General features: G+C 35.9%; 17 protein-coding genes. 9 read left to right on the forward strand and 8 right to left on the reverse strand.

Features of this window, described 5'->3' with window-relative positions; all coding sequences use genetic code 11:
* Nucleotides 1-94 precede the first annotated feature (94 nt).
* Complete coding sequence (locus LSO06_RS05275; RefSeq protein ID WP_231761061.1) at nucleotides 95-1,096, forward strand: L-threonylcarbamoyladenylate synthase; 1,002 nt, start codon at nucleotides 95-97, stop codon at nucleotides 1,094-1,096.
* A 74-nt stretch (nucleotides 1,097-1,170) separates the two neighbouring features.
* On the opposite strand, the gene LSO06_RS05280 is transcribed toward LSO06_RS05275, so the two are convergent.
* From LSO06_RS05280 to LSO06_RS05290, 3 genes are all read right to left on the reverse strand, one after another.
* Nucleotides 1,171-1,932 (reverse strand): hypothetical protein, encoded by a 762-nt coding sequence (locus LSO06_RS05280; RefSeq protein ID WP_231761062.1) that lies wholly within the window; start codon nucleotides 1,930-1,932, stop codon nucleotides 1,171-1,173.
* Between the two features lie 92 nt (nucleotides 1,933-2,024).
* Nucleotides 2,025-2,762, reverse strand: coding sequence for a hypothetical protein (locus tag LSO06_RS05285; RefSeq protein WP_231761063.1), 738 nt, complete (start codon nucleotides 2,760-2,762; stop codon nucleotides 2,025-2,027).
* A 106-nt stretch (nucleotides 2,763-2,868) separates the two neighbouring features.
* Nucleotides 2,869-3,603: a hypothetical protein gene (locus LSO06_RS05290; RefSeq protein ID WP_231761064.1), complete on the reverse strand. Its 735-nt coding sequence runs from the start codon at nucleotides 3,601-3,603 to the stop codon at nucleotides 2,869-2,871.
* A gap of 287 nt (nucleotides 3,604-3,890) precedes the next feature.
* Between LSO06_RS05290 and LSO06_RS05295 the strand changes: the two genes are divergently transcribed.
* Nucleotides 3,891-4,301: a hypothetical protein gene (locus LSO06_RS05295; RefSeq protein ID WP_231761065.1), complete on the forward strand. Its 411-nt coding sequence runs from the start codon at nucleotides 3,891-3,893 to the stop codon at nucleotides 4,299-4,301.
* Nucleotides 4,302-5,097: 796 nt separating this feature from the next.
* Nucleotides 5,098-5,709 (forward strand): hypothetical protein, encoded by a 612-nt coding sequence (locus LSO06_RS05300; RefSeq protein ID WP_231761066.1) that lies wholly within the window; start codon nucleotides 5,098-5,100, stop codon nucleotides 5,707-5,709.
* Between the two features lie 215 nt (nucleotides 5,710-5,924).
* On the opposite strand, the gene LSO06_RS05305 is transcribed toward LSO06_RS05300, so the two are convergent.
* The 3 genes from LSO06_RS05305 to LSO06_RS05315 form a co-directional block, all read right to left on the reverse strand.
* Nucleotides 5,925-6,719, reverse strand: coding sequence for a hypothetical protein (locus LSO06_RS05305; RefSeq protein WP_231761067.1), 795 nt, complete (start codon nucleotides 6,717-6,719; stop codon nucleotides 5,925-5,927).
* 246 nt (nucleotides 6,720-6,965) lie between these two features.
* Nucleotides 6,966-7,625 (reverse strand): hypothetical protein, encoded by a 660-nt coding sequence (locus LSO06_RS05310; protein WP_231761068.1) that lies wholly within the window; start codon nucleotides 7,623-7,625, stop codon nucleotides 6,966-6,968.
* Nucleotides 7,626-7,842: 217 nt separating this feature from the next.
* Entirely contained in the window at nucleotides 7,843-8,586 is a 744-nt protein-coding gene (locus tag LSO06_RS05315; protein ID WP_231761069.1) for a hypothetical protein, read from the reverse strand.
* A 167-nt stretch (nucleotides 8,587-8,753) separates the two neighbouring features.
* Here LSO06_RS05315 and LSO06_RS05320 point away from each other — a divergent pair, with 167 nt between their 5' ends.
* The 4 genes from LSO06_RS05320 to LSO06_RS05335 all read left to right on the forward strand — a co-directional run bounded on the left by LSO06_RS05320 (nucleotide 8,754) and on the right by LSO06_RS05335 (nucleotide 11,978).
* Nucleotides 8,754-9,191, forward strand: coding sequence for a hypothetical protein (locus tag LSO06_RS05320; RefSeq protein WP_231761070.1), 438 nt, complete (start codon nucleotides 8,754-8,756; stop codon nucleotides 9,189-9,191).
* 339 nt (nucleotides 9,192-9,530) lie between these two features.
* On the forward strand, nucleotides 9,531-10,142 hold the full coding sequence (locus tag LSO06_RS05325) for a hypothetical protein (RefSeq protein ID WP_231761071.1): 612 nt from the start codon (nucleotides 9,531-9,533) through the stop codon (nucleotides 10,140-10,142).
* A gap of 491 nt (nucleotides 10,143-10,633) precedes the next feature.
* Nucleotides 10,634-10,975 (forward strand): Bdr family repetitive protein, encoded by a 342-nt coding sequence (bdr, locus tag LSO06_RS05330; RefSeq protein ID WP_231761072.1) that lies wholly within the window; start codon nucleotides 10,634-10,636, stop codon nucleotides 10,973-10,975.
* 457 nt (nucleotides 10,976-11,432) lie between these two features.
* On the forward strand, nucleotides 11,433-11,978 hold the full coding sequence (locus LSO06_RS05335; protein ID WP_231761073.1) for a hypothetical protein: 546 nt from the start codon (nucleotides 11,433-11,435) through the stop codon (nucleotides 11,976-11,978).
* A gap of 133 nt (nucleotides 11,979-12,111) precedes the next feature.
* Here LSO06_RS05335 and LSO06_RS05340 read toward each other — a convergent pair whose 3' ends face one another.
* A complete protein-coding gene (locus tag LSO06_RS05340; RefSeq protein ID WP_231761074.1) occupies nucleotides 12,112-12,294 on the reverse strand; it encodes a hypothetical protein in 183 nt (60 codons plus the stop codon).
* A 209-nt stretch (nucleotides 12,295-12,503) separates the two neighbouring features.
* Here LSO06_RS05340 and LSO06_RS05345 point away from each other — a divergent pair, with 209 nt between their 5' ends.
* Nucleotides 12,504-13,226: a hypothetical protein gene (locus LSO06_RS05345; protein WP_231761075.1), complete on the forward strand. Its 723-nt coding sequence runs from the start codon at nucleotides 12,504-12,506 to the stop codon at nucleotides 13,224-13,226.
* Between the two features lie 220 nt (nucleotides 13,227-13,446).
* A complete protein-coding gene (bdr, locus tag LSO06_RS05350; RefSeq protein ID WP_231761076.1) occupies nucleotides 13,447-13,983 on the forward strand; it encodes a Bdr family repetitive protein in 537 nt (178 codons plus the stop codon).
* A gap of 18 nt (nucleotides 13,984-14,001) precedes the next feature.
* On the opposite strand, the gene LSO06_RS05355 is transcribed toward bdr (LSO06_RS05350), so the two are convergent.
* Nucleotides 14,002-14,262 (reverse strand): hypothetical protein, encoded by a 261-nt coding sequence (locus LSO06_RS05355; protein WP_231761077.1) that lies wholly within the window; start codon nucleotides 14,260-14,262, stop codon nucleotides 14,002-14,004.
* Nucleotides 14,263-14,476: the final 214 nt, after the last annotated feature.

Raw genomic sequence — 14,476 nt, forward strand, 5'->3', positions numbered from 1 at the left:
GTAAGTAATTAACAAGACTTTAAGCAGCAAGCATTGATTGACAAGCAGTATATTACTCTACATTTTAAAAAGCAGAGGGCATGAAGCTGAGACAATGAAGACCGAGTTAATAGGATGTGATGAAGTAGAAAGGGCAGCACGACTTATAAAAGAAGGTGAGCTGGTGGTGTTTCCAACGGAAACAGTGTATGGGCTTGGAGCTAATGCATACAATGGTGCTGCTGTTAGTATGATCTTTGCAGTCAAGATGCGCCCCATTACCAACCCATTAATAGTGCATGTTGACTCAATAGAGAGGATAAGAGAGCTTGCAGCCTATGTTCCTCGGAGTGCAGAGCGCTTGATGCAAAGATTTACTCCAGGCCCCATGACATTTGTACTTAAGAATGCAGGGCGGGTGTCTAGATTTGTATGCGGTGGCCTTAGCAGCATTGCAGTAAGGATACCAAGCCATCCTGTAGCATTAAGCTTAATTAGGACAAGTGGTGTTCCAATAGCAGCCCCTTCTGCCAATCTGTCAAGACGCCCCAGCACTACCAATTTTTCTATGGCAAGCAAAGAGCTTAATGGACTAGTTAGAGGAATAATTAAGCATGAGGGGTGCTCAAGCATTGGAATAGAATCAACTGTTGTAAGCTTCACCAACACTGGGGATGTACTAATATTGCGTCCAGGTTTTATTACAAGAGAGGCAATACAGGGGGCTCTTGGGTACGAGTTTAGTGTAGATTATGCTGCAGCAGAAGAGGCGGCCGCATCTCCTGGTAATTTACTAGAGCACTACAGACCACGTATACCTGTTTACTTATTTAGAAAGCAAGATAACATAAGGAAATATTTTCTAGACAGGGACACAAAAATACTTATTACAAAAGATACCCTTAATTCATATTGGTTTAACAAGTTTAGGCTTGTAGAAAACATGTGTGTCTACGATACACTGGATGAGTATGCTGCTAACTTGTACAAAGAATTTGTCGCTTCTGAGAGAGCCTACAAACAAATAATTGCAGAGTACACACACAACCATGGGCTTGGCTACTCAATTAATAACAGACTTTCCAAAGCCAGCCTACACAAATTCGTTTCTACCTAACTTGAGCAAGAAATTATAGAGAATAAGAATGATACTATCACTATTACCTCTCCTACCTATCCAATAACACTTAACTAATACTTATGCTGAACCTTAGAAGCTGCTTGCTGCATTTTGTGAGCTGCACCCCGTAGCGTATCAAACGCGTCCTTAAACTTCTCAGGCACGTCCCCTAGCTGGTCTTTGTCTAGCTGGGCACGAACACCCCTATCAAAATCTGAGTTTACATGGTCCATAAGGTTTTTAATACATTCTTTAAGGCCACCCTTTACCGCATTCGCATAACCTTGCCGCCCATCAATATTATTAACACAAGACTCATTAACACCAAGTGCCTTTGCAGCCCGCTTAACCTTGTCAAGTGTATTAGAATCACCACTTTCTTCAATCTCGGCTAATTTTTTTGCTAACTCCAACCGCCCCAAGGCATTCTTTATATTCCCTAACACAGGGCTCGCAAGATCACCTGTATAGCCAGCACCAACTAAAGACTTGAAAGCTAGATCCATCTTACCAGCTGACTCTTTAATCTCATCAATAAACTCAGATTTCTTCTTCTTGTCCTCTTTGTTGTCATTAGTGCTATTGTAAGTCGCTTCAGCACTAGCCTTAGCTGCTGCAGCAATCTTATCAAGATCATCCTTACTTAAAGACTTAACCTCAGCAGCAGACCGACCCGTAGCCTTACTAACCTCCTCAACTGCCCGCGCAGCAACAACCTTAATATCCTCAACGGGTCTTGTTACAACCCCGCCTTCAGCTTCAGCCTTAAACCACCACTTACAGCTACCAATAAACAACATCAATAGCAAAATACTCATTACTTTTACATGCATAACAAGTCACCTCTCCCTTTCTTCAAGGGTACTCCATAAGAGGCAATAAACAATATCAAGCTGTAACTAATGGTTAGCGATGAAGTCAAATGCTAGTACTTAAGCATGACCTTATACGAAGCAGCGCTCATAGCGTGGGCTGCATCCCATAGGTTACCCAAAGGGTCTTTAAATTTATAAGGTGTGTCTTTTAAAGCAAGGCCTAACTTATCACGAACACCCTCTTCAAATAAATCAGCTACACCCTCCATAAGATTTTTAACACAAGCTTTAATTCCATTAGCTGGTGCATCGGTGTACTCCTTGTTATTTTCAATTTCCTTTATACAAGAAACATCACCACCAGACTCCAAAGCAGCCTCTGATGCTTCTTCTAATGCATTACCACCACCACGCTCTGCGAGCCTAGTCAGCTTCCCAGCTAACTCCAGCCTACCCAAAGCGGAGCTCATATTACCTATCACAGCTGCCGCACCACCCCTGAGGCCAACACTAACTAATGACTTGAAAGCCACATCAAATTTACCAGCTGCTTCTCTAATCTCATCAATAAACACAAAAACCTGCCTCTCATCATTCCTATCATTAGAGCTCCTAAAGGCCTCCTCAGCACTATCCTTGGCAGCTTTAGCAAACTTTTCAACCCCGTCTAAAGACTTAACCTCAGCTACAGACTTACCCGTAGCCTTGCTAACACCCTCAGCCGCCCATTGTTCCACAAGCTCGGGGGAGTCTTGCTCCACCTCAGACTCAAGTGTATCTTCAGCCTTCCCTGACTTACAACTGGTAAACAATATCAATATCAAAATACCTATCACTCTTGCATACATAAAAACACTCCTATTCCTTCAAAGGTACTTCACAAGAAGTAATAAGCAATTAAATGGCAAGCAAATAAGATACCAAAATTATTTGCTAGTGATGTGTTAGTAAATACTAATACTTAACCTTATGTGAAGCTGAGCCTAAAGATAGAGCTGCATCCCATAGTTTATTTAAAGAGTCTTTAAACTTATAAGGTGCATATCTTAAAGCACTACCCAACTTATCACGGACACCCTTTTCAAATAAATCAATTACACTCCCCATAAGATTTTTAACACAAGCTTTAATTCCATTAGCGTGTGCATTAGCATATCCTCTAGTGTTTTCAATGCTTTTCATACAAGAAATATCACCACCAAACTCCCATACGGTTTTCCTAGCCTCCTCAACTATATGGATACCGCCACGGTCACTCTCTATTATGGCTGCTAGCTTGCCAGCCAACCCCAACTTTCCCAAAGCGGAGCTCATATTCCCCAATACCAGATCCACAATATCGTCACTGTAGCCAGCAGCAATCAATGCATTGAAGGCTAAATCAAGCTTAAGAGCTGATTCTCTAATCTGCTCAATAAGCTCAGAATTTTTCTGATCACTACTAATCCCATCAGCACTGCAAGCAGCAGCATCAGCAAACTGTTCAAGATCTTCTTTACTTAAGTTCTTAATCTCCTCTACAGACCTACCTGTAGCACTACCAACAGCTTCAGCAGCCTTTTGCGCTACAGCTGTTAAAGACTCCACTGCCAATTCAATCTCACCCCCGCCCCTAGTCTTATACCACCATACACAACCAATAATCGATGTACAACCAACAACCGTCGTTAGAAAACACAGCACGCACATAAACAAACCACTCCTATCCCTTTAAAGGTACTACACAAGAAGCAAGAAGCAATTAAATGGCAAGTAAATAGACGTTAAATTATCGGCTATCAAAAAGGCTTTTTACTAACCTTTTAAAGGGTTATTCGTTTGATATGTTGTTCTACTTTAGCAATGATTTATAAAGGATTTAGTGGTATACTTATACGCTGTATCTGGCAAGATAGGTGGTTTATTAGACTGCAAGTATGCACCGATGGGTGTTTTAAAGCAAATCATGCTGGGTATTAAAGTAAGGAGAGGGCTTTATGAATGCATTGGGTTTTATTGGGGCGGTTTTGTTTGTGGTATACGTGTACGTGTCAGGAGCTTGCATATTACGAATCATTGAAGCTATTTTTAGTGGTAAGAAAAGGGATTCGGTAAGCAGGGTTGTGTATAGGAGTAGCAGTATGAGTAGAGGTAGGAACAACAGGGTAGCTCCAGACAGCGCAGAGGACGTTTATGTTAAGAATTTGGGCTCTGAGAAAAGACAAGAACAGCAAGATATTTTAAAGCAAAGACGGGCTGTGCGCTTGCGGGTACAAGAACAGCAAGATATTATCAAACAAAGACAGGCTGCGCGAGCACAAAAGAAACTTGATGATTGGCAACAAAAACAACGATTCATTTTGGCGCAAAAGCAGGGTATTTTAAGAAAAAACAAAACTTATTTATAATGCTTTAGGAACTCCAGAACAGACAGGTACTTTAGCTTTTCTAAAGTTGTAATTAAAGTCCTATTAAGAAGAAGCTGGGCATGAAATGACATATCCAAGGCGCTAGGGCGCCTTGGATACTTAATAGTAGGTATCCGTAAATTCATTACTGACGTTGACCGACATGCCTACCGCTAATTTTAAATAAGGCAATAGTTGCTAAGAACAGATTTAAATCTTTAAGTCACGAGTGGAGTTATGCACGCATAACTAGTAGAGGTTAAATTATAATATCTTCTCTGAAAAGTAGTAATTTGATACAGTGGGCGCGAGGGAGAGGTATGAATAAATAACATAAGAGAAGCCCTGGGTATGAGTATTCAGCGAAGGCCTTTTTTGATAAGGGTTTCGAGGATGATGTTGTAGATCGTTTTTTCTTTTAAAGTAAAGAATACTATGATAAGGGTGTGATAAGGGTGTGCGTTATAGTATTGAGTCACTTGAGGAACGACTTGTTGTGTTTAAGGAGCAGTTTACTACACTTAGTGTCGAGTTAGTGTCGAGCTTATTGGAAGGATACGACAAGGGTTGAGTCTAAGAACGACAATTTTAATGCAATTAGTGCAGCAATTAAACCATTTTTTGGATGTTGGGAAATATAGCTGTAGCTGCTTTGGGAGCTGGAAGCATTTTTAGAACAGTTATTTAGTTGCTGTATAACATTTCATAGGTATATATTTAGACTTTTGTAAGGGAAACATTTTGTATACCTAGGTTTGGGCTTCCATAAGTAAGATAAGCGATATTAAACAAGGCAATGTTTAAAGCAAGTGAAGCGATTTACAAAACAGAATATTTTAATAAATATAGCAATGAAACAGTACTAGATATGTATAAAGATAAGTATGGTATGAGTAAGGGATTTTTAAAGGAGTGTATAGATGAATTTACCAAATTTATTAAAGAAAACCACAAAGAGAACTTTAAAATAGTAATAGACTATCGTAATTGGTATGCTAAGCTACGGGGTAGCCAGAAGAAGTATTTAATTGACCTTGAAGAAAAAGGAAGGCTTAGTGAGGATCAGTTTTACGGCATTAACTTTGCTCGTGATTATTTAGAAAAAATGCATCTATTTTATTTAAAAACAGGGCGTTTAGAAAAGGAGAGCAGACAAGAGTATAATACCAGTCTTTATACATTTTTCTTACTATACAATGGTGCTGTTATTTCAGCATTAAGAGTACCTTTTGATACCTCTAGTAAAGAATTCTTTATTCAAGTTTATAAAGGTACCTTTAATTTTTTTAAATCAAAATATTATCGATTAAAGGAAATAACTGAAGTAAGTAAACTACTTAAACGTGATAAATCAAAGAATGCAGCTTTACTAAAAAACTATTATATGCGATATAGAGATTTAATATAACGAATTAAAAGGACATAGTAAAAACCCAAGGCTTTTACCTTGGCTTTTGACGATGGACATAATTTATATTTAAAACATTATACTAATAAATAGTAGGACTAAATCAGATAAAGGCAACAATAAACCCAAAACAAGACCTGTTTTAATAAAAAGAATCTTAACACTCATATTGGTTTGACAAGTCATCTCTACTTAACCTTTAACACATTTATTGTTTAGCTTTTCCATTGCCTAAACTGAACCTTTCTTGCTGCCTGACTTATGTCCCAAGCTGCTTTTTGTAGTTTATTCAAGGCATCTTTAAACTTATCAGGTGCGTTTGGTGCAGCATCTCTTAATTCATTACAAATGCCTCCCCCCCTACTATCACTAAACAGGTCGTCTACATTATCCATAAGATTTTTAATACAATCTTTAAGTCCCTCCTCTGGAGCCTTATCACTCGCTTTATCATTCCGCTGCTTTTTATCTTCAATATTGCTCATACAAGACCCAGCAGCATACCCATACTTATTCACGTCTTTTCTAATATCTTCTATTGTATTGCCACCCTTATTCTCTAATATCTTTTCCAGCTTGCCACCCAACTCTAACTTCTTCACCGCAGTATTTACTTTATCAACCACTATACTAGCCTCATTACCGCTGTACCCAGCAGCCACCAAAGACTTAAAAGCCACACCAAACTTATCAGCTGACTCTTTAATCTCATCAATAAATTCAGACTTCTTCTTGTTATTGTGCTCATCAGCACTCTTAAGGGTCTCTTCAGAGCTCTCCTTAGCCTCAACAGCAAGCTTAGAAAGCTCATCTTTACTTAAAGACTTAACCTCATCAACAGACTGACCAGTAGCCTTGCTAACCTCAGCAGCAGCCCGCTGGGCTGTAACCACTGGAGCCTCACGTTGTGTTTCCTTAACTATTTTTTTAATCCCCCCACTAGCTTGACCCCACCACTCGCAACCAACAAATAATGTTAGTAACGAAATACTTACTACTCTTACATACATAAAAACACACCTCTCCTGTATTACAAAGGTATTTCATAACAAAAAGATTAGCAATAAGAGTAAGTTAAGATGACTAGGGAATAAAGCCCAGCAAATGCTAAGTGATTCTTTAAACGTAATATTTAATATTTATTGCTTAGTTATTAATACTTAAACTTAATCCTGTATGCTACCTGACTCATTTGTGAGCTGCACTACGTAGGTTATCCAAGGCATCTTTATACTTATCATGTGAGTTATTGCTATCTATCGTGGTAAAAGAAGTATCCCTATGAAAATTTGAAAGCACATTATAAATAAGAGTATACACACAAACATTAAGATCATCTTTTTTTTAAGGTTTTCCTTTTCTTTCTCAGCAAGCCTTTTTTGCTCATTAATTTTACTGATACAAGACTGCGTATCACCAAGTGCCTGCACCGCCTGCTTAACCTCTTCAAGTTTTTTGTAATTACCACTCTTCTCGATCTCAGCTAGTTGTTTTGATAACTTCAACTTCTCAGAAGTAATCTTGATTTTATCGATCACATGATCCACATCATCACCATCGTACCCAGCAGCAACCAATGCATTGATAGCCAAATCAAGCTTGCCAGCTGACTTTTTCATCTCATCAATAAGTTCAGATCTCTTCTTTTGATTGTTATCATCCTTAGTACTCTCAAAGGTTTCAACAGTACCAGTCTTTGTGTTAAAAGCCATCTTATCAAGCTCATCTTTAGTTAAAGCCCCAACCTCAGCTACATCTCTATCAGTAGCCTTGCTTCCTGCCTCAACTGCCTTAGAAGACGCAACTTTAATATCTCCAACGGGCTTGGTTTCGGCGCCTTCAGCTTCAACCTTAGACCACCACTTGCAACCAGCAAATAACGTTAGTAGACAAATACTTACTACTCTTACTTTCATAATAAACACACCTCCCATGTACTACAAAGGTATTTTATAACAAAAGATTAGCAATAAGTAAGAGTAAGTTAAGATGACTAGGGAATAAAGCCCAGCAAATGCTAAGTGAGGTAATGTGCTTTAAAGCATCATGGCATTAAAATATGAATTTAATAATTCGCTATACCAAGAATATGGTGCAGCGAATACCGAAATTTAAAATACTAGCTTTACCATATTAATAATATCTAGATTTAAGTGCCTTTGCTGCTCTACTAATATCATGAGCTGCAACACGCAGGTTTTCTATGGCATCTTTAAACTGATTTGATGCCTCTCCATTGAATAATAGATCACGAACTCCTATAGCAAAATATGAATCTATGTCAGTCAATAGACTTCGTGCACATGTATTAATTGTATTCTTTATGTGTAAAGCCTCTTTATCATTCTCAATATTATTTATGCATGCATGCTTACCAAGCGCCTTTAAGGCTTCCTTAGCATCATCCATTGTGTTCTCATTGTTTTCTAACACATCCGTTAACTTACCTATTAGTGATATGCTTTCTAAAGCTTTAGCAATATTATCCAATGCAGGTACCGCACCAGCATTGCTGAGGCCTGAAGCTACTAATGAATTAAGAGCAAAATCGAACCTTTGAGTAGATTCTCTAATCTCATTAATAAACTCAGATTTACTTTTATTGCTATACTCATTCTCAGTACTCCTAAGGGCCCTCTGAGCACTCATTTTTATGTCCCCAGTAACATTTTCAATTTCCTCTTGATTTAAAGCTTTAATTTCCTTGACATCCTTAGCTGTACTTGTCTCATCTGATGCCTTACCTGTTAACTTTGCTCTGAGAGCCTCCAATTCTTTTTCATCGTACCCCAACCCATCCTTATCCTTTCTATCCTTACAACCAATAAATAATATAAATAATATAAATATTGAAATGCTAACGATTTTTATATTCATGTCAAAGCACCCCTACTATCTTGTAAGGTACTGCACAAGAGGCAATAAACAAGTTATATGCATACTTAATTTTAGATATTAAAGGATATTATTAAGATTTAAACCTGTTAAGTGTTCCTAAAACACAAGACAAGTTGTATGATTGAAGAAGCAATGGAGAGGATTGCATGTATAGAGTACTTTTATTAATTGGTGGGTCGCTTTTATTCGTGCTTTATGTTTTAATATCAGGATTTTGCATACTTGAAGCGATTAAGTCCTTTTTTAATAAAAATAAGCTTAATAGTAGTTTTATGTCTGAAGTTGGTCAAGTTAAGAAGCGAAGCAGCGAGGCAGGTGATGTGGATGAGGGCACTGTTTATGTTAAAAATTTGGGCACTAGTAGAGTAAGGCCACAAAATGGGTTGGGGGGCCCCAGAAGGGCGGAGTATTCAGCTCCAGTTGCAAGTAAACACAAGCTTGAGAAGCCCGAGCTGGATGCTAGTGAACTAGATAGGATGAAACAAAGGCGAGAGAGGTTAAAGAAGGCTAATGAAGAAAGGGAAGCTGCAATAGCTCTTAATAGGCAAATGAGAATGGATAAATTTACTAAAGGAAAGCCATAGGTAAAGTAAAAATGGGAGAAAAGGCGCCTTACAGCGCCTTATGTTATCTTAATAATTTCATTTTGCACATAAATACCAATGTACTACTAGTTTTAAATAAAACAATAGACAATAAGAATATGCTAGCATTACTATGCTACCTTTAGTGTAATTGTGTAAGTGGTATAACCAATAAGAAGTAGCTTACTATTAGTAGTATCGTGATATGATGAAAGTAAGGACTGCGAGGAAATTATTTAGTTAAAAGTAAAAATTGCTGTATAACATTTCATATGTATTTAGACCTTTATAAGAGAAGCATTGGTTTTTTATAAACAGGCTTGAGCTTGCATAATTAAGATGAGTGATATTAAGGTGCAGGTTTTAGCAAGGGAAGCAATTGAAATGATTTACAAAACAGAATACTCTAGTAAATATAGCAATGAAACAGTTCTGGATATGTACCGGTATAAGTACGGAATGAGTAAGGGATTTGTAGGGGAGTGTATAGCTAAGTTTTTTAAATTCATTAAAGACAACCACAAGGAGTACTTTGGAATAATAATAGACTATTTTGTTTGGTATGATAGGCTACAGGATGATGATGAGAAGCAATATTTAGATTCCATTGAAGAAAAAGGGAAGCTTGGTGAGGATGAGTTTTACGGCATTAACTTTGCTTATGATTATTTATCAAAAGTGTATTTCCTACATTCAAGACCAAGGCGTTTTAAAGAAGAGAACAGACAAGAATACCATACCGATATTTTGCTTTACAACGGAGCTATTGCTTCAGCATTAGGATTGCCTTTTGATGCCTCTAGTAACGAATGTTTTATTCAAGTTTATAAAGATACCTTTAATTTTTTTAAAACAAAATATTATAGATTAAAGGAAATATCTGAAGTAAGTAAACTACTTAAACTTGATAAAACAAAGAATGCATCTTTACTAAAAAAACGTTATATGTGATATAGAGATTCAAGATAATGATTAAATAGCAAAACGATAAAAAGCCAAGGAATAGCTCCCTATCTTTCTAATTATGATTGATATTAATTAATCAAAACTTATAGATTAATCAACTAGTAATATTATTATAACGTAGAGTTAAGAAAATTATAATACAAATATTGAATGTGTTTTGCTAACCAATAGCATCATTAAGTAGAAGAGTCGTTGTAAAAAGAGTACTGTGTTGGTTACAATAAAGCATGTAAATATGGGGTGTTTATGAAAAATTTAGTGCATGGGAGTGGATTGGATAAATTTCGTAAAGGCTTTAGTATTACTTTTCCTAGCCTTTAATAGTATAATAGGGATGAGAGTATGGGATTTTGCTTAAAGTAGGAAGTGTAGTATTTCTTTTTACATGCAGCAAATGAGTTAGTATTAGTATTTAAAGGTTATAAAGATCAAGACTTAATGGCCGAATGAACAAGAGTTTGATAGGGAGGTTTGGTATGAATACTAGTTTAGTAAGTAGAGAAATATCAGCAGAGGATGTTAGAAAGGAATTTGAAAGTAAGGGGTTTAGTCATGCCGTTATTGATTTTATATTAATAAGAAATGATAATTTCCATTATCAAGTGTTGTCTGAACGAATTAATTCTCTTGAGAAGAATCTTGAGAAGAATATGAATATAAAATTTGATGCGGTTAATGAACGAATGGATAGGATAGAGAGTAATATGGATAAGAGGATAGAAGCGGCGATAAGACCGCTTTACTGGATATTTGGGTTTATATCCACATTTACTGGTGGTGTTTTTATTGCATTGCTCACGATGATTACAAGGAAGTAAATATTATTTACTAGCTACTCTTGCCTTGTGCATTTAAAGGATTGATAAGTAGTTGGGATTAGAGACAAATTGACTTTGTGTTCCTTTTAGGTTTTCTTTAATAATAGCTTGATACTCTTATTTTAATAACTTGATATATAAATATGTATAAAATAGAATCACTTAAAATGAGATATTCTGGTGTGTTAAAATACAAGTGCTCTAGTATAGCTAGACTGAGAATCGTGTTATGGGGAGGCAGTTGAGAAACAATATAGGAGAATATGCTGGATGCTTTTAGGAACAATCTAGAGGTGATCTACAGACAGTATTTAACTGCTGAGCTTACATATCATATTCCAGAATTTGTCTTTACTAATTGTGCTGTACACTTAAGCGATATAGTTGCTTGCTATGTGAGTTGTTGTAAAAAGAGTACTGTGTTGGTTACAATAAAGCATGTAAATATGGGGTGTTTATGAAAAATTTAGTGCATGAGAGTGGATTGGATTGTTCTAATAGTAGTAAAGAGGACGGGGTTAAGTCTTGTGGCGAGTGCGTGCAGTTGGAATCAGGGGGCGCTGGTGTGCCTAAGAAGAGAGGCCGCAAGCCTTTATATCTTACGGATGAGGAGAAGAAGGCGCGACGTAGAGCTTCTGTTCAACGGTACACATCTAAGAAAAGGGATTCAATTAATGCAAAGCAAAGAAAATATTATGAACTGAATAGAGAACAGGTAAGGAAATATCAAAAGGAATATCAAGAGAATAATCCGGAATATATAAAGGAATTGTGTAGGGAGTATTGGGTAGAGAATAAGGAGAAGCGTACGGAATATAATAGAGAGTATCGAGAAAAAAATAAGGATGAATTGAGGGAATACCATAGACGCTACAAGCAAGAAAAAAAGGATGTTGTTGCAGCTTCTAATAGAAATTATTACTATGCGAATCAAGATGAACTCAAGCTTAAGAGAAGAGAGAGGTATGCAAGACAGAAGCAGGAGGCAACAAGTAGTTCTTAAATTAGGTATTAGATACCTGTGTTTTATTTAAAACCGTTTTTATATAATTGAATATTCCTTCCGCATCTGTTCTTAAGAAGTTCATATGAGTTTTTGATGAAACTGTGTCAAGTAAATGTTTGAAATCTTTAAGTCAACCTCCTTCTTGCATCGGATTTCTAAAATTGATTGTTTCCTTAGTAAATTCACCAATTACTTCTTCTGAGGACTTTCTTGTAAATAGCATTTTAACTTGCTGTAAAGTTTTTGTAGCCTCTGTTGTGTCGTCAAGCCCGCGCATCAATACCTCGATAAAGGTTTTAAAAAACCTGCTCACAAATGTTTTTTCAAACAATTAGATATTAAAGAGAATTATTACACTTTTAGTAAGTATAGAAAGCAAATAATAAAAATATATGTAATAAATATCAAAAAATTATACTTTTCTCTTGACAAACAATAGAAAAAGTAGTAACATATAGATAACTTAAAAAACTTTTTAAGAAAAATTAAAAGGGGTTTTAAGAAAACTTAAAGGAGGCTTAAATGCTTACAACAAAAAAAAGCGTGTTTCAAGACACTAGCAAAAGAGAAAAAGTACTTGAAACACTTAGCGCTAACAAATTTGTTAGTTTAACACCACTATATCATAAAGATATAGAAGGTAAAAGAGGTATCAAAAATAATAAGTACTGTTTTGAACAAAATACAGGTGTAACAGAGGAGGCAACTAAAATGAGTTACGAAATAGAATATTCTAATAGATATGAAAATAAAACAGAACTTTTGAAAAGATACCAAAATAAGTACGGTATGAGTAAGGGATTTGCAAGGGAGTGCATGGATAAATTTACTAAATTTATTAAAGACAAATATCAAGAGGCACTTGATATTACAGAAGATTATGACCATTGGTACAGTGAACTACGGGATGATCAGAAGCAATATTTAGATGGCCTTGAAGAAAACGGAGAGCTTGGTACGAATGAGTTTTACGGCATTAACTTTGCACATGATTATTTAAAAGAAATGTTTTGTTTTTATCTAGAAATAGAACATAATCTACGACAAAATCACCATACCGATTTTTATAGATTTTTACTATACAATGATGCTATTATCTCAGCACTAGAATTACCTTTTGATGCATCTAGTAAAGAATTTTTTATTCAAGCTTATGAAAATACCTTTAATTTTTTTGTAACAAAATATTCTTTACTAAAGGAAATGCTTGAAGTGAGTGAGCTAGTTGAATTAAAAACGCTATAGTTGATATAAAAATAGTAGATTGAGAAAGCCAAGGGACTAGTCCTTGGCTTTCTCAGCTTAGATAATATTGTATTTATTAATAAATAATAGCGTAAAATAAATAAAAACAATAAATATTGAATTAGTAAAGAAGCTATTGAGGATTTATTTAAAGATTAACTAGAGGCAGTATGTTAAAATTAGATTGGGATTAGAGTAGGTTGAGAGCAAGGGGGTGTAGATGAGTAATCTTGCATATGATCGATTACCAGAGTATGAGGAAGTAAAGCAGGTATTTCTTGATAAGGGGTTTCCAGAAGCAGTGGTTCAGTATGTCCTGCTTCGCAATTCTAATTATAACTATGAGAGTTTGCAAACTAGAATGACTGTGCTTGAGAAACAAATGATAACTCTTAGTAGAGATGTTAAGGAAGGCACAAGCAAGCTTGATGGTAAGATAGAGTCAGTAAGGAGTGAGCTTAGGGGTGATATAGGTAAGCTTGAGGACAAGATAGGTAAGCTAGAGGACAAGATAGGTAAGCTTGAGGGCAAGATAGAGACAGTCAAGGGCGACATAGAGTCAGTAAGGAGTGAGCTTAGGGGTGATATAGGTAAGCTAGATGACAAAATAGAGACAGTAAGGAGTGAGCTACTATCTGAGCTTAAGGAAAATAGGAAAGAGATTAAAAGTGATATTAAGACAGCAATATACCCTATTTATTGGATACTAGGAGTAGGAGTACCAGCTGCAGTAATGTTCCTTTCATATTTTAAATAGGGGTGTAGAGTAGTGACTTTATATATGTAGAGTTGCCTTTAAGAATGTTTTTGCTCGTCCATTAAGTCTAAGTTTATAAGTTTTAGGGTCAGTAATGCCGTTAGCTAGATATGCATCAAGAGAGCGCACTTCCTTAATTAGATTTATAGTAGAATTATTAAGATTAGAAATCTTATCCCCACCAGTAGTTTCATCCATTATAAGCTCCCTCTTAAATTGGTAATCCAGTATAAGATCTACATCTAGGCAGCAGTGAATGTGCCTAAATACATAATACATATGATTAACGCTAGATTTATTATAATACTACAACATTAACATGTCAATATATTTACTCCTTTTAGGATAATTATAATAATCTTTTTGTTAAGATAAAACAACTAAAGAATTGGAGGGATAAGTAGGTCAAATACATATATTAAATATAAATATAGAAAGATAAAAAGAGTAAGGGAGGTGTAATAAAGATGAGGAGTAAGCATATGTTCTATAT

It is taken from the genome of Borrelia sp. RT5S (genome assembly GCF_021165755.1).
Taxonomy (GTDB): domain Bacteria; phylum Spirochaetota; class Spirochaetia; order Borreliales; family Borreliaceae; genus Borrelia.